Raw genomic sequence first — 19559 nt, 5'->3', positions numbered from 1 at the left:
GCCCGGGCCACCGCCCAGGTCGCCGAGACCGCACGGCAGGGCGTCGGCATCCTCGGCCCCGGCACCCCGGCCGGCGCCCGCCTCGAGAACACCGCCCGCTTCCTCGACTACGTCTCCGAGAGCCTCGCCCGCGCAGCGGACCAGGCCCGCGAAGTCCTCCACACGAAACCCGGAACAACCTCAAACGACACCCCCCAGCCAAGTCCGGACCGGCCAGATCAAGTGCTACCAGCGGATGCGTTCATTCCGGGGGCGCGATCCGTACACCGGTGCGTGCCGCGCGTTGCTCACCCCAGGCATACAGCGCCTCCAGTACGGGCACCAAACTCCGCCCCTCCTCGGTCAGCCGGTACTCGACGCTCGGTGGACTCGCGCCGACGAGCCTTGGCAGGGGCAGGCGCGGATCGGCCGCCGCGTGGCGGCACACCATGTCCTCCGCGTCGTAGGAGAGCCGTTCAACGAGTTCCGGCTCGGCCCGTGGGTCGAAGAGGGCCGCATACCGCAGCGGTGGTTCGGGCTGTCCGCGAAGCGGGCCAGGCCGGGGCGCGCGAAGTTGCGGCGGTACGCCAGCATGCCCCAGCTCAGCCCGTTCCAGTCGGCGAACATTTCCACGAGCAGTTCATGCGGGGCATGGTCGTTCTGACAGAGCATCAGCTTGACGTAGTAGTAGACCGACCAGGCCCGCAACCGCAAGAACCGGGGCTCCCGGGGCGGTCGGCCACTGAAGTTCGACTCGGAGGACTACAAGGCGCGGCACGCGATTGAGTGCGGCATCAACCGCCTCAAGAGGCACCGCGCCATGGCCACGCGATACGACAAGCTCGCAACGCGATACGAGGCGACCGTCCTAGCCGCGGCCGTCAATGAGTGGCTGTGACCAGCACTTTCGACACAAGCCCCAGAACGCCGGCGCTCCTGACAGGTCCCGCAACCTGCGGCTTCTGTACTCATACAGCGCCAACGCGCCACCGCACAACGTCACCGCGATACCACCGGACGGAGCCCACCGTACACTTCGACCACTCCCCCCTGCTGCCACCGGCTGCCCGATCTACTGCATGATGGGGCGCCGCATTCCAGGGGCATCGTGAAATCGTCTGATCCAGAGTTCCGATGATCCAGAGTTCCGACCTTGTCACAGCGGTGGACAGAACCGAGGGTCTCATCGGTCCTTTACGATCAGGGGCAGGTCACGGTTTCCGGGGGATACGGATGGCTTTCGAGATAGACCTGCCGCTCGCTGAACACCCCGAGGCTGCTTGGCTCGCTTCCGAGCTCACCGAACTCGGCAACGAGCGCTTCCTGCGGGCTGTGCTCCGCGACCAGGCGCGCTTCCACCACCGCAGCACCGATCGCCTCGTCGGCTGGTCCACCGACACTCCAGAGATCGCTGAGCCCACCTCCAGCCTCCTGCTGCGCGCCGTTCACCTGTGCTTCACGGCTCACCTGCCACTGAGCCTCTCACCCGACCTGCTCTGGTACGCCGTCGTGCACGAGGTAGCCGTCCACGTCCGCCTGAACTCCGGCCCATACGCGGGACTCTTCACCGAAACGCCGGGACACCAGCAGACCATCGCCGTCCGCGACGACCTGGCCCCGCTGGATTGGGGGCGCTCGATCAACTTGGTCCAACAGCCCCTGCGTGCCAGCATCGGCGACGATGTAGCCGACCTCTTCCAGCCCGCCTTCTCGACCACCACCCCCACCGACGCCACGGCCGCGCTCGTGGCGCTGATGGACATGGTCAGCCCGTACTACCGCTTCCGGTGGACCTCGCTCTGCGGCATTCCCCGGATCCGACTGGAGGGCACGGACCGAGACTGGCGCCTGCTGGCCGCCCGGGTGCGGGAGCTGGAGGGATGGTTCGAGGGCCTGCGGCCGTGGTTCGCCGCCTTGCACCCGGTGCTGGACTCCATCAGCGCGACGGCCTCGGGGTGGGGTATCGACCAGGAGTTCTGGCGTTCGCTCTACAAGTGGGAGTCGGCGTCCGGCGGCGACAGGGTCACTGGCTGGATCACCGCTTTCTTCGCCCACCGATACACCGACGACGGACCGTCTCCCAAGCAGTCGTTCGGCCCGGGAACCACCGGCGAGGAGGACTTCCCTTCGCACATCTCCCGCGTCCCGTTCCACTGGGAGACGCCCACCGGCACACTCGACATGGCCTTCCTCGGCGGTGTGCTCGGCACAGAACGTGACGGCGAGTGGATCCGGCCGCGCCTCGGCTACGCCGTGGTGGAACTGCTCCCCGCTACCGAGCCCCGCGACGAGCACCTGCCCGAACCGTGGACCATGTAGCCGTTGGCGGGAGGCATGCCCCGGGGCGTAGGAGATGACGCATCGTCACGTCCTACTCATCCGGGTCCCAGGCGCTGAGCTGCTCGAAGACACGTCGGTCGCCGTCGGTCTCCAGGGAGTTGACCGGGATACGGTCGTACAGGCTGAGGACCAGCTCACTGGCCGTGCCCCGAGCGGAGAAGAAGGCGGCGGCCGGGTCCGGGTCCTGGCCGGCAGCGGTGGCCGGCATGGTGCCGGGCCCGGGGAGGCGGGCGCTGCGTGCGCCGTCGGCGGAGAGCGAGAGGCGCCAGGAGCGGCCCTCGGAGGCGTGGAAGTCGACGGCAGCGGGCTTGTGCGGCCAGGCACTTGTCGTTGCGACGCAGGTGGACAGGAACTCGTCGACGCCGTCGAGCGCCACCTCGTCCGGCAGTGGCTGCGGGGCACCAACGGTGATCTGGGCGTCGTACGTGTGCACCGCCATCTGCTGGAGCTGGTGCCGAGCTACGGCACCGGAGGTCTGCGGCGACTGCAACGGCTCCCACCACGTCCAGCAACCGCGATCCGGGCCGGCCTTCCGCAATGCCTCCAGCAGTTGCTCCGTGGACTCCGCCAACCAGGCCAGTAGGGCCTCGCGCTCCCGAGGCGCAGCCGGGGCGCCCTCCGCTGCGGACTTGGCCGGAGCAGGCCCGGCGGCGACGGTGGCGGCCCAGTCGCGGCGCCCCTCGCCGATGTGCTGCGCCAGATCGAACAGCGTCCACTCGGGGCAGGTCGGCACCTGACCATCGAGGCTGGGCGCGGAGGCGACCGCGGCGCGGAAGGCAGTCGACCGTTCGTCGATCAGTCGCAGCAGAACGGGGAACTCGAGTGTCGTTGTCACCCTGAATCTCTATCACTGCGTTCCGACAATCGGACAGCGATTTTCACAGCCGCCATCGCGGGCGGACCCTCACCACCGCGGAGACAAGAGCGCCGACAGCGCATCGGAGGCCTGCTGCGGTACCACCGCCTGCTGCACCCCGGACGAGGAAGCCGTCGACCCGGCCCACAGCCCGGCCTAGGCGAAGGCCGCCGCCGGCTGCGCTTGCGGCAGCTGTGGCACAGACCGGACGGGAGGCCGGTGAGCACGGCGACGATGCCGGGCCGTGGTGCTGACCGGCGCACCGGTGTCCGGGTCAGCCTCGGCGTCAGCGCCGCCACCATCGCCGCCGTCGCAGGTATCGCAGCGGGGGTCAACACGACGTACGACACCCGGATCGCCCTCGACGCCTGGACCATCGAGCAAACCATCGCGCACGCCGGCGGCAACTCCGGGCTCCGGGACCGCATCAGCGGCCAGGCAGCCGTCCTGTGCGCACTCGCCGGAGGTGCGGCGTTCAGCGACGCCGAGCTCGCCACCCTGGTGCCCGCCCGGCTCCTGTCCAACGAAACCCTCCTGGTCGATCAGCCCATGTCGCTGCGCGACATCGTCACCGGACTGGCGGAGGCAGAACTGCCCGGCCACACGAAACAGCTCCTCGCCCTCCTCCACGACCGGGCCGTGGCCGAGGCCACGCGATGACCGGGTCACAGCGGTCCTGACTTCGGCTCGTCAGGGAAATCTTCGGGGCACTTGCCGATACCGGTGGGCTGTTGGCTGTCGTCCGTGGTGTGTGAGGTATGCGGAGCGGTGGGCGGGGGCGGGGTGACACCGGAGGCACGTCGACACCGAGAGGCGGTGCGGATGCAGGCGGCGGAACTGTTCGCCCAGGAGGTCAAGCCGCCGGAGGTCGCGCGGCGGCTGCGGGCGAGCCGGAAGTCGGCCTACCAGTGGCACCAGGTATGGCGGGACGGAGGCGAGGAAGCCCTCGCCTCGTGGGGTCCCAGTGGATCGCGGTGTCGTCTGTCTCTGTATTGCCACGGGATTTCACTTCCCGGCGGCAGGGATGAGGCCCGGGGCGAACCTGTAGGAGATCGACTCCATCAGCGGCTTGCGCTTGGTGTTGTGAAAGGCCGCGATGCGCCACTTACCGTCGTCCTGCCGGACCAAGGTGTAGGTCTGGATCTTGGTGAGCTTGCGTGGCCGTTTGTTCTTGAAGGTGTCGCCGCGCCCGTTCACCACGGCCACGTCCGGTCCGTGGAACCGGATGGCGAGGACCTCGTCCGCGAGCTTGGTGCCCTTGAGAAAGGTCGTGAACAGAGTGCGGTGACTGTCCACGATGTCCTGGCGCCCCTGATAGAAGGTGCCGACGTAGGTGATGTAGGTGGCGTCTTCGGTGAACAGCTCGCCGTATGCGTCGGCGTCGTGCCGCTCCCATGCGGCGACGAGTTCGTTCAGCACAGAGGTGACTGCGGCGACGTCACAGGTGGTTGTTGACATGACGGAGGACTCCTCTTCTGGCTAAACTGAAGCAGATTCTGAACATAAGCAGTATCTGCATCTGTGCAGATAAATTTAGGAGAGGACCTCGGCGATGGCAACCCCCTTGGGCGGCGGGGACGAGCATGTGATCTTCCGTCAGTACTTGGACGCGGTAGGCCTCCAGGGCCTGGCCAGCGCGGAAGCCGCTGGACTGCACACGTCGGAGTGGTACGCGCTCAGCCTGATCACTCTGGAAGACGGCCTCACTTCGGGCGAACTCGCCACGAGGACCGGGCTTACCACCGGCGCCACCACGCGCCTGATCGACCGCCTTGAGCGGGCCGGATACGCGCGCCGCACCGCGGACCCCAAGGACCGCAGACGTGTGATCGTGGAACCGGTCCCGGACGCGTTCGCCCGGATCGAGGAGGTCGTAGGCCCCGCCCGCCGGCACATCGCCGAGGTCCTGGCCCGCTACACCCCGGAGCAGCGCGATCTGCTCTTCGACTACTTCCAGCACGCCGCGCCCGCGTTCCGCGCGGCCACCGAGGAGATCCGCAAGACGACGGCTCCCAGGCGCAGAAGGGCCGCCCAGGGCCCGGACGGCGACTGAACTCGGCCAGGCCCGCCACGAGGAGGCTCTCGCCGAGGCGGAGCGCGCCGACGAGCTGCGCCGCAGCCTGTCAGAGGAGCAGCAGGGCCGCCCGGAGACCGGCGCCGTCGAGCCGGCCGTGGCCACCGCCCTCCTGGGGCTCGGCCGCGTCACCGAGGCCCACAGCCGAGCCTCGGCCGCCCATGACGCCTGCCTGGCCGCCTTCGGCCCGAACCACCACCGCACCACCGAGGCCCGAGCGCTGCTCGACCGCATCGTCGACAGCTCTTGACCGAACGCGCCACGCCGGGTCAGACGAAGCTGGGGGCGCGCTGCGGGTCAGTGCTTCAGTCGGCCGGACTGAGCGTCGCATAACTCGAACAGCGCGTCGCCCCGTGCGGTCAGGCACGCGTACAGCTCCGTCCCGAAGCGTGACACTTCCGCAAACGCATCCCCCTTCCCCGTTGCTGGTCCTGAATCCACCGTTCCGCGCTCGCCTCGTCGTTCACGGCTGACCTCGTCCATCGGCGCAGGGCCGCATCACGATACAGTTCGACCAGGTGGGCAACGTCAGCCGGGCTCCAAGGACGCAGTATGAGAGCGGGGGCTGACGGCGTGGCGCCTGCCTCCAGTCGTGCAGCGATCTTGTCCATCGGCCGAGGGTACGTGGCCACAGTGGCTTTCAGCGGTATGTGCGACTGTGCGGCTTGCGTCACCGGGCTGCCCGAATCCGCAGAGCTGTGACGGACCAGTCGATCACCGGGGCGAGGTGTTCCGGTGCCGGCCAGTCGTTGTTCGCAGTCGCTCAGCTCGACTTCCGCTCCGGCGGCCCATCCGTGCCGTACAGCTTCGCCGAGGCGTCTGCATGGGCCAGCCTGCGCAGCGCGCTGAACACCGCCTCACCCAGTACGGTTCCGATCACCACGCTCTCCACCATGTCCTCAACCGCCACCCGCCGGTCCACGTAGGCGAGGTCTGCGCGGGCGACCTGCTCTGCTGCGTCGGCGTAGTCGTCGAGCACCTCGGCGAACGCCCCATGGCCCAACTTGTCCATGGCGGCAAGGGCCTTGGACAGGTCGGCCACGGCGGGGTTCGACTCGTGCGTCCGCCAGCCACGCCGGGAGATGAGGTCGGCGACGACGGCATGCGCGGCCGCAGACCCGGTGTCGTCGTGCTCGACGTCGACGGCACCGAGGCGGTCAGCGGCGGCGCCGAGCACTTTGTGCAGCGGACGCGCCGGATCGTCGATGGCCCTCAGTACGTCCGCGATCACGGCCACCTTCATGCCGCCCACATCGAGCAGGGCGCGGATGAGTTGCAGCCGACGCTCGTGCGCCTCGCCGTAGGTCGCCTGATTTGGGCTGGTCAGCTCGCCCGGAGGCAGCAACCCTTCACGGACGTAGTACTTGATCGTCGGCACCGGCACGCCGGTCCTTCGGCTCAACTCCCCAATACGCACCGTGGGTTCACTCCCTGACTTCCGCCCTGCTCGCCGCGCCGGCTCTTGCCAGCTCCGCCCTCCATCATAGATAGTGGGGCTATCAGATAGCAGATAGCACCGCTATCCATCCTTGGGAGGGGCTGTGTCTTCATTACTTCCGTCCTCGTGGCCTGCGTCGTTGCGGTGGCCTTCGGCGCCGTGGCGGTCATGGCATCGACCACTGGTGCTGTTCTCTGCGGCGATGGTGGTGCTGGCGGCCCTGTCCGCCGTGGGACTCGTCGTCGACGGCCGCGTCCTGGTGGGCGCTCCGATCTGGTTCAAGCCGTTCAAGTTCTCGGTCTCATTCGTGGCGTACTGCCTCTCCCTGGCCTGGATGCTGTCGCTTCTCCCGACCGGTCGACGCGTGGGCTGGTGGGCGGGGACGGTCGTCGCACTGGCGAGTCTCGTCGAGATGGTGATCATCACTGGGCAGGTGATCCGCGGAAAGCGCAGCCACTTCAACCACGAAACACCTTTCGACGAGACGCTGTTCAAGGCGATGGCCGTCACAGTCGTCATCCTGTGGCTCGGCACGCTCGTCATCGCCCTGCTGCTGCTCCGCGCCGAAATCTCCGACCGAGCGTCCGCCTGGGCGATGCGGTCCGGCATCGTCCTGACTGTGGCCGGAGCCGCGGTCGGATTCCTGATGACTCGGCCTGCGCCGGGGCAGCGGCGCGGCGTCTCCAAGGTGGTCGGCGCGCACAGCGTGGGCGTGCCGGACGGCGGTCCCTCCATGCCACTGACCGGCTGGTCGACGACCGGCGGCGATCTGCGGATCCCGCACTTCGTCGGCATGCACGCGCTGCAACTCCTGCCGCTGCTGGTCATGGTGCTGACCGCCCTCGCACCGCGCTTCACCCGCCTCGCCGACGACCGGGTACGGCTGCGCCTGGTACTGCTCGCCTCAGCGGTGTACGCCGCCACCTTCGCCCTCGTCCTCTGGCAGGCGCTGCGGGGCCAGCCGCTGATCCACCCGGACGGCGCGACGCTGGGGGTGGCCAGCCTGATTCCGGCAGCCGTCATTCTCGGCACGTACGGATCCCTGCGTGCTCCGACTTCCTCTTCCGGCAAGGCAACCGGCACGGCAGACGCAGGCGCCTCGAAGGAACTCGTGTCATGACCGCATTCCTCTTCGAGCTCTCCTTCTGGCTGGCCGCGCCCGTCTGGCTGCTCATGATCTTCGCCCCCACATGGGGCCCGACCTTTCGCATCGCCGGATCACCGGTGACCGTGGTGCCCGTACTGCTCGTCTACCTCGCGTTCGCGGTCCCGGCGTTCCCCGAACTCTTGACCGCGGTCATCAGCCCCGACATCGACACCTTCCGCGAGCTGACGGCACTCGCGGACGGCGCGGGAGCCATCTGGGCGCAGGTCATCGCCTGGGATCTCCTGATCGGGCAATGGATGTACCGGGAGGCCAGACGGCTTGGCATCTCCGCGCTGCTGATGGGGCCCCTGCTGGTCTTCACGATCCTGCTGTCGCCCTTCGGACTGCTGGTGTTCCTGGGGCTGCGCACGGCGAGGACACGGCGTTCGCTCCGCGACGACCTCACGGCTGCCGCACCCGGGAGAGCCACGTAGGCCGAGCGCATGCCGGGTCGCCCGGAAGAACCTCACGCTGAAGGCTGCCGACGCGGCCATGAGTGCGGGCTGAGCCGCACGGCCGGAACACGAGCGGACGGTGTCGTATCCGGCACCGTCATCGTCTGGCTACGCTCCCTCGGCGACAGCCAGCGGCTGGAGACCAAACTCGCTGAACGCATACCGACACTCACCCTGGTCGAACGCGCCATCGTCCTGAGCACCACCAAACGCATGGGCCGACTGCTCGACGGCCGGGGCCGCGGCACGGACGCCGTGCCCATCCACCCCTGGGCCCACCACCCCAGCACCTGACCCGCCTGCCCCAGGGAGCCGCAGGCGCGGTCTTGCCCCGCGCCTGCGAGTTCCAGAGCGGTGAAGGCCAAGGTGCCGCTGCCGTCACGCCCGCTGCTGGTACGGGCTGCGGTCACTGCCGCCTGCCGATGCCAGACCCGCCATGAAACCGGTGAGAACTGTCTGTGCGGTTGCTGGGGCGTCGGAGCGTCGGTCTGCCCTCCCGCGGCTGCGCCAGGCGCGGCCGACAGCAGCCGGACCTCCTGATCGGGGGCCGCAGAGCCGCGGACAGTCCGGGAGAAGCCCGCGGCCGTGTAAGGATGCTGAGGACCTCTGGTACGACGAGTACCAACCGGAGGCCGCGCAGGGAGCGGAGCTAGCGCAGCAGTTACCAGGGCTTCAGGGCGGCGACGCCGTGCTCAGCCAGTTCGGTGGTGTGATGCTGAAGGCATATCAAGGAGTCGATTTGTTACGGTGCGAGGCGGTCGGCAAACGTTACGGCCGGGGACCGTGGATCCTCAGTGACGTTGACATGGAGGTCTCGACCGGTGACGTCCTCGCGGTGGTGGGAGGCAACGGCTCGGGGAAGTCGACCTTGCTGAGGATCCTCGTCGGATTGTCGCGGCCCACCTCCGGGACCGTGTCGGGCAGACCACCGCACATCGGTTACGTACCGGACCGCTTCACCCCCCAGGACCGCATCTCGGCGATCTCCTACCTCACCCACATGGGGCGTATCCGTGGCATGTCGGCCGCCGCCGCCCGCGCCCGAGCAGCTCACCTGCTGGAGCGGTTGTCCCTGGTGGGCGGGCAGGACGCGTCGCTGCGCACGCTGTCGAAGGGCAACGCGCAGAAGGTGGCGCTCGCCCAGGCCCTGCTCGTCCAGCCCGAACTGCTGGTCCTCGATGAACCCTGGTCGGGTCTGGACGCATCGGCCCACGGTGTCCTCGCCGAGTTGATCGACGAAGTGGCCGCACAGGGCGGGGCGGTCGTCTTCACCGATCACCGCGAGGCGATCACCGAGACGCACGCCGGCGGCGCATACGCCATCAGCGACGGTCAGGTCACCTGGCGCGGCGGCCGACCCGGCGGTTGTCGCGCCTCGATGGTCGAGCTGGTCCTGACCGTGCCGCCCACCGGTGTCACTCCGGTCGCGGTCAACTGGGACGTGCTGCCAGGCGTGGTGGACGCTGCCCAGCGTGGCAAGGCGGTCGTCCTGCGGGTGGCGCGTGAGCACTCGGACGCGGTTCTGCTGACGGCGCTGCAGAACCAATGGTCGGTGGAGGGCCTTGTCGGGGCCGCGGACGAAGGCAGTCCTCGGGCGGATGCGAGGAGGGCCGCCCTGTGATCGCTCTGGTCCGCTACATGTTCATGGTATTGCTGCTCTCCCAGCGTTATCTCGCGCCGCTGTTGCTGTTCCTCGGCCTGGTGGTTGTGCTGACCAGCAGCGACACCGGCCCGCTCGCCGGGACCTACGCCTCGGTGGCCGGGGCTCTGTTGCCGTGCTCGGTATGGTTGACCATGGCACTGATCGGTCTTGAGGATCAGCCGCACCGCTCGATCGTCGTCGTGAGCTCCGGCAGCCACTGCCGCGTCCTGCTCGCAACGATCGCGACGGCCACCGTATGGTGCGTGCTGCTGACTGCAGTCGGCCTGACGCTGCCGCTGATGTTCGGGACCCATGCACTCGGCCTTGCCGACCTGGCGCTGGGGGCCGAGGCTCAACTCACCTGTGCCTTCATCGGCATGGCCATCGGACTGGCCTGCTCACGGCTGGTGTTCCGACGGCAGGGCTACGCGCTCGTCCTCGCCCTGGTGCTCCTGCTGGCCGTGCTGCTGGGCAAGAGTGTTTCCCCGGTCAACATCATGCTCACCAACCTGCAGAACGCCTCGGACTCGGCGGACGTCCTGGTGTCCACGGGCGTCCTGTTCGCCGTCGCCGCCGGCCTGCTGGCGGCCGCAGCGGCCATCACACAGGCCATCACCCTCAGAAAGGGGTGATGGCCTGCGGCGGCGGGCTCGTCCCAAACCACTCGTGCTCGTCGCCAGCGGCCCACCCCCACCCGCCCTCACCGACATTCGGGTGCGTGGCGGGGGTGGCGGGGCAGGCTGACCCGCGACCCGAGGGCGCAGGCGGCTGTCGGCTGAGCTGCGATCACGGGTTCCGTCAGTCCCGGCGCAGCCAGACCGTGGTGTCGGAGGGCAGCAGCCCGTCCTTGTCGAGCGGTCCTGATGCGATGAGGGGGCTGCAGGCCTCGGGGAGACGGACCGATCGGTGGGAAAGGTTGCCGGCGCACAGCAGGCCGTGGCCGCGTTCGAAGAGGAGCGTGCCCTGCGGGCCGTCCAGCCAGCGGAACTCCTCACCGCTCAGGCCGGCGTGGGCGCGGCGCAGACGCAGGGCGGACCGGTAGAGCTGAAGCATGGAGGCGGGGTCGGCCTGCTCGGCTTCGGCGGTGTACGCCTTCCAGTCCGCGGGCTGCGGGAGCCAGGGGGTGGATCCGGGCGGACCGAAACCGAAGGGCGGGGTGTCGCCGCTCCAGGGCAGGGGGACACGGCATCCGTCGCGGCCTCGGACGGTGTGGCCGGAGCGTTCCCAGGTGGGGTCCTGCAGGACCTCTTCGGGGAGGTCCTCGACTTCGTAGAGCCCCAGTTCCTCGCCCTGGTAGATGTACGCGCCGCCGGGCAGAGCGAGCATGAGGAGGGCGGCTGCGCGAGCGCGGCGGGTGCCGAGGGCGAGGTCGGTGGGCTGGTACTGGTTGCGCAGGGGCGCGGTCACGCCGGTGTACGCGCGGCCGTAGCGGGTGACGTGACGGGTTTCGTCATGGTTGGACAGCACCCAGGTGGCGGGGGCACCGACGGCGGCGAGGTCGCTCATGCTGCGGTCGATGACCTCACGCAACTTGTCCGCTTAGGCGGCGAACACGCCGAAGTCGACGTCGTGACTGACGAAACCGATGGTGGCACTGCGCCCCTGGCGCAGTCCCTGCGCGGCCCGGTTGGGACGGTAGTCGAGTTCGGCGACCGCCTGCAGGACCCGCTGCCGGGTCTCGTCGCTGATCGTCTGCCCGGCTGTCCGGTTGAGCACGAACGAGACGGTCGCGGGCGACACGCCGGCCAGACGCGCGACATCGGCACGGCGAGGCCTTCTCGCCCTCGGTCGGTGATCTTCATGGGTTGACACGCCGCAAGCGTACGAGACGTCTCCGGTCCTGAGCACCGGTTCCCACGCCCATGAGCGCTTGCAACTTCGTGTGCATTTCCTAAGCAGTGAGAGGAATCTTCGATATGCCCGCATGGCTCCACTACGCGCCCGCGAAGGGCTGGATGAACGACCCCAACGGGCTCGTCCACTGGCAGGGGCGGCACCACCTCTTCTACCAGTACAACCCGGAAGGCACCGAGTTCACCAACCAGCACTGGGGTCATGCCAGTTCCCCCGACCTGCTCACCTGGACCGAGCACGAGGTGGCGCTCTTCCCCGGCCCGGCCGGATCGGCGCCGTACGACGCGACCGCCTGTTTCTCGGGCTGCGCGGTGGAACACGACGGTGGAGTGTCGATCCTCTACACCGGCGTGCTCGGCGACGCCCAGCTCCCCTGCCTCGCGCGCGCCGCCGACGACGCACTGTCGAGCTTCGTCAAGGACCCGGCGAACCCCCTCCTGTCCGCTCCGCCCGCACCCGACATCACCGAATTCCGTGACCACAGCGTGTGGCGCGAGCACGGCCGATGGCGTCAGCTCGTTGCGGGCGCGCGCCGCGACCATGGCGGCTCGGTGTTCGCGCTTTCCTCAGCCAACCTGCGGGCGTGGGACTACGACGGCGTCTTCGTGGACCGGGCCGCGTCGAAGGTGCCGGGCGCGGTGTGGGAATGCCCCGACTACTTCGCCGTGGAGGACACGGGGGCACTGCTGGTCTCGGTCATCCACGAGGAAGGCGAGGAGGGGCCTGCGGTGTGGTGGATGACCGGAACTGCCTCGGGGGCCGGTTTCGAGGTGCGCGAAAACGGCGTCGCGGATGTCGGCGACCGTTTCTATGCGCCTCAGTCGTACTGGACCGCGGACGGCCGACGGATCCAGTTCGGCTGGATCCGCACCCACCAGGACCCGGCGGGCCGCAGTGGCCACGCGGTGGGCTTCATGAGCCTGCCACGCGAACTCTCGGTGCGGCACGGACGCCTGTACTGCGAGCCCGCGGCCGAACTGACCCGGCTGCGGCGGGCTTCGACCCCCGTACCGGTGGCCGGTACGGTCGGCCTGGACGGGGGCAGGAGCACCGGGGAGCTGGTGCTCGACGCGGCAGCGGCGGACGGTGCGCGGGCAGTCGCCCTCCGTTCCCTGGCTGGAACCGAGATGACCGTCGACCTGGCGGCGTTCGCCGGACTCGACGGGCCGCTGCGGCTGTTCTGGGACGCGGGCATCATCGAGGTCTTCCGCGGCGGCGTGGCGGGGACATGGTCCGACCTGCGGGTCTCCGACGTCGTCACACTGCGGCTGGACGGCGACACAGCTGCGGCAGACGGACGGATCGAGCTGTGGGACCTCGCCCGACCGGAACGCTTCACCGGCCCGGCGGCCGGCCTCCGCACCGGATGAAAGGGGTGCTCCGGCCACGGCATGGGCTCCTCCTCCGACGCGAGGAGTCGCGCAACCCGGCCCACCGCGGGCTCCGGACCGTTCGCGGACCGTCGGGCCCATGATGCAGTGAGGCCCGGAGTGCAGCGTCAACGGCGGGCGAGGCTCTGCGGCATCGGCCGACGACGGCGACCATGGCGAAAGGCATGGCGGCATCCGGGATCACCGGCGGGAGCGGGCCGGCAGGGGCACGCGGCAAGCCGCGAGGTGCAGGCGAAGGCCCAGCGGCCTCGTGCTGCATCAGTTCCCGCCGGGACCGCCCAACAGCGCGGCGACCTGTGAGTGCACGACTTCCCGGGCGATGGCTGAAAGGTCACCGACCGCCGTCGAACTCAGCGCGTGCAGTGTCTCGTCGACGTCGGAACCGCACGAGGCGCCGGCGCTGAGCACTTCATAGCCGTCACGTACAGCGATCCGCAAGCGGTGGCCATCGTCGTCGGCATGCACCGCCGAAGCGACGACGAGGGGCGGCGGACCGCCCGCCTCGCCCGGCAGTTTGCGGTACGCGCAGGCGATCGGCGCACGCCAGTGCAGACTGAGCAGGACGGGACGCTTGGCCACCAGCTCGGCCAGGTCTGTCTCATGGACTCCGTCGGGCCCCAGCACCGCTGCCCGTGCGTCCAGCACAAGGGCCGCAGGCAGCAGGCAGCGCAGCGCGCTGCCTACGAGGTTGCCACCGACGGTCGCCGTCCGCCGCACTGCGCCGGTACCCACCGAGACGGCGGCCAGGCGCAGCACATCAGGCACCCGCTCGTCCATCCGGTGCAGAACGACTGCGCCACCGACGGTCTCCGGCCCCAGCACGTTGGCCTCGGGCAAGTCCCGTAAGGACACGGCCACTTCGGGAAAACCGTCGCGCTGCCATGTGGCCCAGACGAGTGTCGCCCCGCCGACGGGAACCGCCCCTTCTGCCAAGCATGCCTGCGCATCGGACACCGACGTGGGCAGACGCAACAACACAGCAGCCTTCCTTCCTCAGAGGTACGAAGACGAGGGGTCATGTTCTGGCCACCTCTCGGCCCTGCCAGCGCAGTCTTCTCGCCAGGGCGGGGGCGCGTACAGGGCTCACACGAGCACGCCGTGGGGTCTCGTCGACGGGAATCCGCGCGAACCGCATCAGTTCAGCTGCGGCGGGACCCAGGCATGGTGGCGAAGGATCATGCGCGTTGCGGCCCGGGACGGTGTCAGCCGCATCGCCGTGTTCCGCATGGCCACGGCCAGAGGGTGGGAGAGCTGCTGACCCATTCTCCCGGCTTGCCGAGCAGCCCGCGCGACGGCCTGGCTGCGCGGCCGGCGCTCGGCGTCGTAGCGGGCGAGCGCGGACTCGACGGTGGACTCGGTGCCGAGCGCGGCGGCCAGGGTGACCGCGTCCTCCAGCGCCTGGCAGGCACCCTGTCCGAGGTTGGGGGTCATTGCGTGTGCCGCGTCGCCGAGCAGCGCGATCCGACCGACGGTGTATGAGGGGAGCGGCGTACGGAGTTCGTTGACGTCGTGGTGCAGCACGGCGGCGGGCCGGGTCGCCTCGAGCAGCTCGGGGATCGGGTCGTGCCAGGCGTGGAAGCGTCGGCGCAGTTCGGCCAGTGGGTCGGCGAACCGCGTCCCGGCAGGGAGACTGAGGACGGCATGCCACTCAGCCCGCCCGTCCAGGAAGGCGATGTGCCCGAACTCCGTGCCCCGGTCCCAGGTCAGCTCGAAGTCGGCGCGCAGATCGACAGCGTGCTCGGTGACAGCGCGGAGCACCGTCGAGCCGCTGTAGACCGGGCCGGGATGGTCTGGGAAGAGACGGCTGCGGACTTTGCTGCCGATGCCGTCGGCTGCCACCACCAGATCGGCGTCCAGGACCGTGTCGCCGCAGCCGACTTGAGCCGTCCCGGGGCCGGTCTGCGAGACCGGCCCCGCCTCGGAGCCGACCAGCAGTGATTCGGCGGGCAGGGAGTCGCGAAGCAGCCGGTGCAACGTGGAGCGGGGAATGCCCATGATCGGCGTGCCCACCGCCTTCTCCAGCATCGAGCCGTCCATCCGGGTCAGCCAACCGCCCCGTGGCGTACGTGTGCCGCCGCTGTATTGGCCTCGGGAGGCATCCCGTACCGCCCGGCCGACGCCGAGTTCGTCCAATGCTCGAAGGCCGTTGGCGGCCAGTGAGATGCCTGCCCCCGCGTCCTCAAGCATGGTCGCGCGCTCGACCACCGTCACGTTCCATCCGATGCGGCGCAGGCCGATCGCCGCGGCAAGCCCGCCGATGCCCCCTCCGACCACCACTGCCGTGCTGCCCATGCCGACGCTCCAATTCTTCTACATCTGTAGAAGGCGATCCTATGCGAGCCCCTACAGGTGTAGAAAGGGGGCATGGCTTCGGATCGACGCACTCTCCTCGCGGACTCGGCTATCGACGTACTCGCCGACGAAGGGATCCGCGGCCTGACCCACCGCGCAGTCGACCGCAAAGCCGCCATGCCGCTCGGCACGACCTCGGCCTACTTCCGCACCCGAGCCGCGCTGCTCACCGCGCTCGTCACACGCCTTGTCGAACTCGACCAAGCGGAACTGCAGACGATGCCCGAAGAGCTTCCACCCCTGCGCACCGTCGAGGAACTGGTGAACGGCATGGCACTGCTGACCCGACGGCGACTCACCGGCGAGGGCCGTCGCCGCTCGCTCGCCCGCTACGCCTGCGCCGTCGAGAGCGTACGGGACCCGGAGCTGCGCGAGATCCTCGTACCGCGCGAGAACGCCGGCCGCGAGGCCGTCCGGCGGTTCCTCGCCGCGCACGGCGTCACGGACACCGAGAACCGCACTCACATCCTGCTGACCTGCATCGACGGGCTGGTCTTCGACCGGCTGGTGAGCGGCGGCGAAGTGCAACGCGAGGCCCTGGAAGGCCTAGTCGCCGCCGCCCTGCGTTAGGGCCCACGGTCCCACTCGAACTGGCCGACGGCCTCAGCTGCCTCCGCCACTGACGCCCCCTCGGTCGAAGCCGGATCAGGGCATGGCATACCCCCGCTGCCCCGAACGGGGTTGTCGGTGAGATCCCGGCACCCCTAACCCCCAAGCGACCACTGCATCCCCCGCAGTTGGTCTTACGAGCGTGCGTCACAAGGCCGCCGCCCGTCGACCTCAGGGGCGTTCCCCGCGAGACGTCAGCCCGAGGACATCACCCCCCGCAGCGGTCAGCAGACGACGATCCGCGCGTATTCAGGCTCTGCCGGAACAGGAGAGGTGACGGCAATGGCCCGGACGGTGATGACGGTGGGCCGGTGTTCCCCGCACCGCGCCGCTTCCCCGGGCTGCCGGCCTGTCGCACCGGCCCGCCCTGGCGCAGGGACCTGGCGATGTCACCCCCCGAGAACTGAACGGACGGGTGCGCCGGTCTGGAAGGTGTTGATCGGTTCCGGGATGCGGTCCTCGTCGCCGCACGCGAACAACCGTCGATCAGCCGGTCGCTGCCGCCGTCCGTGAGGTCGTCTCAGGGTGTCGCCGTCAGGCGACCGGGCCACTGAGCCCAGCCACGGCGGGCGCCGCACCCCGCGGCGCCCGCCACCGATGTCCTCCCGGGAGCGGAGCCCGACAAGGGCGGTCCCGGGAGCGGGGGTCATCCGGCGGCCAAAGTGGTCCACTTCTGGTTGGAGCCGCCGTTGCAGTCCCACAGCACGAGCTGAGTGCCGTCGGCCGTGGAGAACCCCGGATCGTCGAGGCAGCGGCCGGAGACGGGATTGCGGTAGCCGCCGTTGTAGGGCTGCCAGACCTGGTTGGCACCGCCGTGGCAGGCCCAGATCTGCACCTTGGTGCCGTTGGAAGTGCCCCCGCCGGCGGCGTCGAGGCACTTGCCCATGGAGCGCAGCGTGCCGTCGGTGTAGGCGGACCAGAGCTGGTTGGCGCTGTCGCCACAGCTCCAGATCTGGACGGCGGTCCCGTCGGCGGTGTTGGCGCCGTTGACATCCAGGCACTTGCCGGCGATGACGGACTGCACGCGTGCGGGGGCGGGCGCGGGGTTCCTCAGCCACCCGGCGCTGTCCGCGGCCTGGATGCCGCGGTGGAAGGCGTCCGCCATCTTCTGGTAGCCCGCGTCGTTGGGATGCAGGGGGTCGGCCAGGTCGGCCGTGGTCAGGCTGCTCATGTCGACGTATGCGACGTGTTTGCCCGCGGCCTGTGCGTCACTGGCGATTCGGGGGACGGCCTGGTTGTACGCGCCCCGGTACTGCTCCTCCGAGGCGCTGGTGGACACCACCAGGGAGGCGACGAGGACGGTCGCGTCGGGGACGTCGGCGGTGATCTGGTTGACCAGCGACCTCAGCCGGGCGATGGCTGTGTCGACCTCGGAGGCCCCTTGGAGATCGTTGGTACCGATGTGCAGCGTCACGACGTTGGGCCGGTAGCGGGTCAGCGAGGCGTCCGCGAGTGCGGCGATCTGGTCGATGCGGTATCCCGAGTGGCCTTCGTTGTCGGGGTCGGACATCGAACCGTTCCGCCCGGTGCCCACGAAGTCCAGCGGATGGCCGTCCGCCGCAAGCTCGTTCCACAGCGGACCCCGGTAGCCGTTGCCGGTGCTGCTTCCCACACCCCAGGTTATCGAGTCGCCCAACGGCATAACCCGTAAGGGCGTGTTGGAGGCGGCGGAGGCAGGAGTCACACCTGCCGCCGTCACCCCGAGCGCGGCAGTGACAAGCATGACCAGGTTCAGTATCCAAGATTTTCTCATGCAGGTGTCCCCTTCTGCGGCTGAGTGCTGAATCAATGGAGCTGACCGCCGTTCGTGTCAGCAGCCCGGCCGTCGTGCCGTCCCGTCGGCGTCGGCGGCCGCCTGACGTACTGGCAGAACGGCGCGGGTGGGCCTCTTGCACTGTGAGCGTGGACAACACCGTGCCTGTCCGGCGTCCCGTCCGCCCCCGCCCTCCTGTACCGAGCGGGTCGACCCGAGCCGGCCGCACAAGCGCACTCGTACAGATATCACGCTGATCCCCGTCCGGGACATCCCATGAATGTCAGAAATTGAGGAACGGTAGTACAGGGGCGAATTCTGTGTCGTTTCGGTCCCGTAGCCGTTGCCTTTACGGTTCCTTCGCTGCTCTCTCCTTCCTCGACATCGGCCCGTGGACATCCCATGTCTGGTGGCTGGTGCTCGACCCCCAGACCCGGGCCCTGCACGCCTACCTGCGATGGCGCAACGACAACGCCCGCCACCTCGACGTCCTGGCAGCTCAACGCCGCGAACGTGCGCGTGTCCGCAGTGAGAAAGACATCCGCTGGGGCGGACGGCCAGTCGCTGCGGCGGCGTGAACGACGCCAGGAGTGGGGACCACCGGCTCAGTCACCGGGTAGCGTGTCGGCCGGAGGACGGCCCGGGGTTTCACGGCGCCACTCCCCTGCTCACATGCGCTGGAGGAACTGTTGACGGGCTGGCGGCGATTCGAGCTTCTGCAGGGGGCTGAGACCGAGTACCGGGAGATTCGTCAAGAAGGCATCCGATGCTTCCTCCGCTGGGGTGCGGTAGGCGCGAGCGGCAAGGCGAGCACGTCGACGCTGGACGATGAACAGCACGCCGGCCGCCACGCTTCCCGCAAGATCAACGAATGGCTCCGCAAGGGCTTCGCCGAGGTCGAGCGGCCTATTGACGTCGCCGAACTCGACCAGCAGACGCCCGTCCTCGACGTGATCAAGTCAAGCACCCCGCCGCATGCCCCGGTCCCCGAGTATCTGCCGATCGATGGCTTTGACGAGACGTACCACCGCAGCCATGCCCCGGATCACCCGATGGGATTTCACGAGTACTTCGTGCTGCGAGACCAGGGACGCAGCGCCGTTCGTTTCACCGTGCGCGGACAGAGCCATGACCCCGCGGCCGTGTCGTCCTTCCTGGCCGTCCTCGGCGCCGGGCGGGATCTGCCCTTCGACGGGCAATCCCACCACAAGGTACCGCTGTCCACACCGGTGGGACGCTTCAGTCACGCCTTGTTCTGCGCGCCGGCACTCGGGCAAGCCTGCCTCGCGTATCCGGCAATCGCCGCTCGCGTCGCAACAGCCTTTCCCATCTTCGACTGCGAGATCGGCGACGCGGATCCGGAAGTCCTCGTCGACGCGCGAATCCGCGGCCACGGTGCACTGCCCTACAGCGACTGGAGTCGTCGGCCACAGCCGGTCGTCGATCTCAGGTTCGATGTCCAGCCGTCCAACTACCGGCGGACGCAGACCTTCAAGGTCTTCACATCCAAAGACCTCAAGGCGCTCCTGGACGTCCTCCCGACTGCGGCATCCCAGAGTTGGCTGGAGGTCCGCTCCTTCCGAGGCGAGATCAGGCGCTTCACACCCGAGACCGCCACACCATTCTCCGAAGTCATCTCCTTCCTCCACGGCTGAGCCTGCTTCGAGCC

General features: G+C 69.1%; 20 protein-coding genes and 3 pseudogenes. 14 read left to right on the top strand and 9 right to left on the bottom strand.

Annotation, left to right across the window (positions count from 1 at the left end; all coding sequences use genetic code 11):
* A pseudogene (locus SY2F82_RS39410) lies at positions 1–192 on the top strand (MarR family transcriptional regulator); the annotation flags it as partial.
* A gap of 49 nt (positions 193–241) precedes the next feature.
* Here the strand turns inward: SY2F82_RS39410 and SY2F82_RS40020 are convergent.
* The gene (locus SY2F82_RS40020) at positions 242–430 is read right to left on the bottom strand and encodes a helix-turn-helix domain-containing protein (RefSeq protein ID WP_200423447.1); all 189 of its coding nucleotides are present in this window, start codon (positions 428–430) and stop codon (positions 242–244) included.
* A 782-nt stretch (positions 431–1212) separates the two neighbouring features.
* Between SY2F82_RS40020 and SY2F82_RS36835 the strand changes: the two genes are divergently transcribed.
* On the top strand, positions 1213–2298 hold the full coding sequence (locus SY2F82_RS36835; RefSeq protein WP_236042029.1) for a DUF4419 domain-containing protein: 1086 nt from the start codon (positions 1213–1215) through the stop codon (positions 2296–2298).
* Positions 2299–2350: 52 nt separating this feature from the next.
* On the opposite strand, the gene SY2F82_RS36830 is transcribed toward SY2F82_RS36835, so the two are convergent.
* Positions 2351–3154, bottom strand: coding sequence for a maleylpyruvate isomerase N-terminal domain-containing protein (locus SY2F82_RS36830; RefSeq protein ID WP_200423446.1), 804 nt, complete (start codon positions 3152–3154; stop codon positions 2351–2353).
* Between the two features lie 240 nt (positions 3155–3394).
* Here SY2F82_RS36830 and SY2F82_RS36825 point away from each other — a divergent pair, with 240 nt between their 5' ends.
* Both SY2F82_RS36825 and SY2F82_RS40015 read left to right on the top strand, forming a co-directional pair.
* Positions 3395–3835, top strand: a complete 441-nt coding sequence (locus SY2F82_RS36825; protein ID WP_236042028.1) for a hypothetical protein — start codon at positions 3395–3397, stop codon at positions 3833–3835.
* Positions 3836–3898: 63 nt separating this feature from the next.
* A pseudogene (locus SY2F82_RS40015) lies at positions 3899–4111 on the top strand (helix-turn-helix domain-containing protein); the annotation flags it as partial.
* Between the two features lie 69 nt (positions 4112–4180).
* On the opposite strand, the gene SY2F82_RS36815 reads toward SY2F82_RS40015, so the two are convergent.
* Positions 4181–4633 carry an SgcJ/EcaC family oxidoreductase gene (locus SY2F82_RS36815; protein WP_200423445.1) on the bottom strand — a complete coding sequence of 151 codons (453 nt, stop codon included), beginning with the start codon at positions 4631–4633 and terminating at the stop codon, positions 4181–4183.
* A gap of 94 nt (positions 4634–4727) precedes the next feature.
* Here SY2F82_RS36815 and SY2F82_RS36810 point away from each other — a divergent pair, with 94 nt between their 5' ends.
* The gene (locus SY2F82_RS36810; protein WP_200423444.1) at positions 4728–5228 is read left to right on the top strand and encodes a MarR family winged helix-turn-helix transcriptional regulator; all 501 of its coding nucleotides are present in this window, start codon (positions 4728–4730) and stop codon (positions 5226–5228) included.
* Positions 5229–5346: 118 nt separating this feature from the next.
* The gene (locus SY2F82_RS36805; protein WP_200423443.1) at positions 5347–5499 is read left to right on the top strand and encodes a hypothetical protein; all 153 of its coding nucleotides are present in this window, start codon (positions 5347–5349) and stop codon (positions 5497–5499) included.
* A gap of 513 nt (positions 5500–6012) precedes the next feature.
* Here the strand turns inward: SY2F82_RS36805 and SY2F82_RS36800 are convergent.
* Positions 6013–6666, bottom strand: coding sequence for a MerR family transcriptional regulator (locus SY2F82_RS36800; protein ID WP_200423442.1), 654 nt, complete (start codon positions 6664–6666; stop codon positions 6013–6015).
* 223 nt (positions 6667–6889) lie between these two features.
* Between SY2F82_RS36800 and SY2F82_RS36795 the strand changes: the two genes are divergently transcribed.
* The 5 genes from SY2F82_RS36795 to SY2F82_RS36775 all read left to right on the top strand — a co-directional run bounded on the left by SY2F82_RS36795 (position 6890) and on the right by SY2F82_RS36775 (position 10563).
* Positions 6890–7807, top strand: coding sequence for a hypothetical protein (locus SY2F82_RS36795; protein WP_200423458.1), 918 nt, complete (start codon positions 6890–6892; stop codon positions 7805–7807).
* Positions 7804–8268: an ABA4-like family protein gene (locus tag SY2F82_RS36790; RefSeq protein ID WP_200423441.1), complete on the top strand. Its 465-nt coding sequence runs from the start codon at positions 7804–7806 to the stop codon at positions 8266–8268. Before SY2F82_RS36795 ends, SY2F82_RS36790 begins: the two co-directional genes overlap by 4 nt.
* A gap of 9 nt (positions 8269–8277) precedes the next feature.
* Entirely contained in the window at positions 8278–8583 is a 306-nt protein-coding gene (locus SY2F82_RS36785) for a hypothetical protein (RefSeq protein WP_200423440.1), read from the top strand.
* A gap of 418 nt (positions 8584–9001) precedes the next feature.
* Positions 9002–9910, top strand: coding sequence for an ATP-binding cassette domain-containing protein (locus tag SY2F82_RS36780; RefSeq protein ID WP_200423439.1), 909 nt, complete (start codon positions 9002–9004; stop codon positions 9908–9910).
* Entirely contained in the window at positions 9907–10563 is a 657-nt protein-coding gene (locus tag SY2F82_RS36775) for a hypothetical protein (protein ID WP_200423438.1), read from the top strand. The genes SY2F82_RS36780 and SY2F82_RS36775 overlap by 4 nt, the downstream gene beginning before the upstream one ends.
* Before the next feature lie 166 nt (positions 10564–10729).
* Here SY2F82_RS36775 and SY2F82_RS36770 read toward each other — a convergent pair.
* Together SY2F82_RS36770 and SY2F82_RS40010 are read right to left on the bottom strand one after the other, a co-directional pair.
* Positions 10730–11470 (bottom strand): annotated as a pseudogene (locus tag SY2F82_RS36770) (alpha-amylase family glycosyl hydrolase); the annotation flags it as partial.
* Positions 11471–11857 carry a LacI family DNA-binding transcriptional regulator gene (locus tag SY2F82_RS40010; protein ID WP_200423437.1) on the bottom strand — a complete coding sequence of 129 codons (387 nt, stop codon included), beginning with the start codon at positions 11855–11857 and terminating at the stop codon, positions 11471–11473. It lies immediately after the preceding pseudogene.
* Here SY2F82_RS40010 and SY2F82_RS36760 point away from each other — a divergent pair.
* The gene (locus SY2F82_RS36760; protein WP_200423436.1) at positions 11848–13155 is read left to right on the top strand and encodes a glycoside hydrolase family 32 protein; all 1308 of its coding nucleotides are present in this window, start codon (positions 11848–11850) and stop codon (positions 13153–13155) included. The genes SY2F82_RS40010 and SY2F82_RS36760 overlap by 10 nt on opposite strands.
* A gap of 279 nt (positions 13156–13434) precedes the next feature.
* On the opposite strand, the gene SY2F82_RS36755 is transcribed toward SY2F82_RS36760, so the two are convergent.
* Positions 13435–14154, bottom strand: a complete 720-nt coding sequence (locus SY2F82_RS36755; RefSeq protein WP_200423435.1) for an FAD binding domain-containing protein — start codon at positions 14152–14154, stop codon at positions 13435–13437.
* 156 nt (positions 14155–14310) lie between these two features.
* Positions 14311–15468 (bottom strand): FAD-dependent monooxygenase, encoded by a 1158-nt coding sequence (locus SY2F82_RS36750; protein ID WP_200423434.1) that lies wholly within the window; start codon positions 15466–15468, stop codon positions 14311–14313.
* 72 nt (positions 15469–15540) lie between these two features.
* On the opposite strand from SY2F82_RS36750, the gene SY2F82_RS36745 reads away from it, so the two are divergent.
* A complete protein-coding gene (locus SY2F82_RS36745; protein ID WP_200423433.1) occupies positions 15541–16098 on the top strand; it encodes a TetR/AcrR family transcriptional regulator in 558 nt (185 codons plus the stop codon).
* A 685-nt stretch (positions 16099–16783) separates the two neighbouring features.
* On the opposite strand, the gene SY2F82_RS36740 is transcribed toward SY2F82_RS36745, so the two are convergent.
* Positions 16784–17890 carry a ricin-type beta-trefoil lectin domain protein gene (locus tag SY2F82_RS36740; protein ID WP_200423432.1) on the bottom strand — a complete coding sequence of 369 codons (1107 nt, stop codon included), beginning with the start codon at positions 17888–17890 and terminating at the stop codon, positions 16784–16786.
* 689 nt (positions 17891–18579) lie between these two features.
* Between SY2F82_RS36740 and SY2F82_RS36735 the strand changes: the two genes are divergently transcribed.
* On the top strand, positions 18580–19545 hold the full coding sequence (locus SY2F82_RS36735; protein ID WP_200423431.1) for a WGR domain-containing protein: 966 nt from the start codon (positions 18580–18582) through the stop codon (positions 19543–19545).
* Positions 19546–19559 lie beyond the last annotated feature (14 nt).

Origin of the sequence: Streptomyces sp. Y2F8-2 (assembly GCF_014905555.1) — a bacterium.
Taxonomy (GTDB): Bacteria; Actinomycetota; Actinomycetes; order Streptomycetales; family Streptomycetaceae; genus Streptomyces; species Streptomyces cynarae.
Note: the sequence above shows the minus strand (reverse complement) of the source record. Positions and strands in the feature narration are given on the sequence as shown.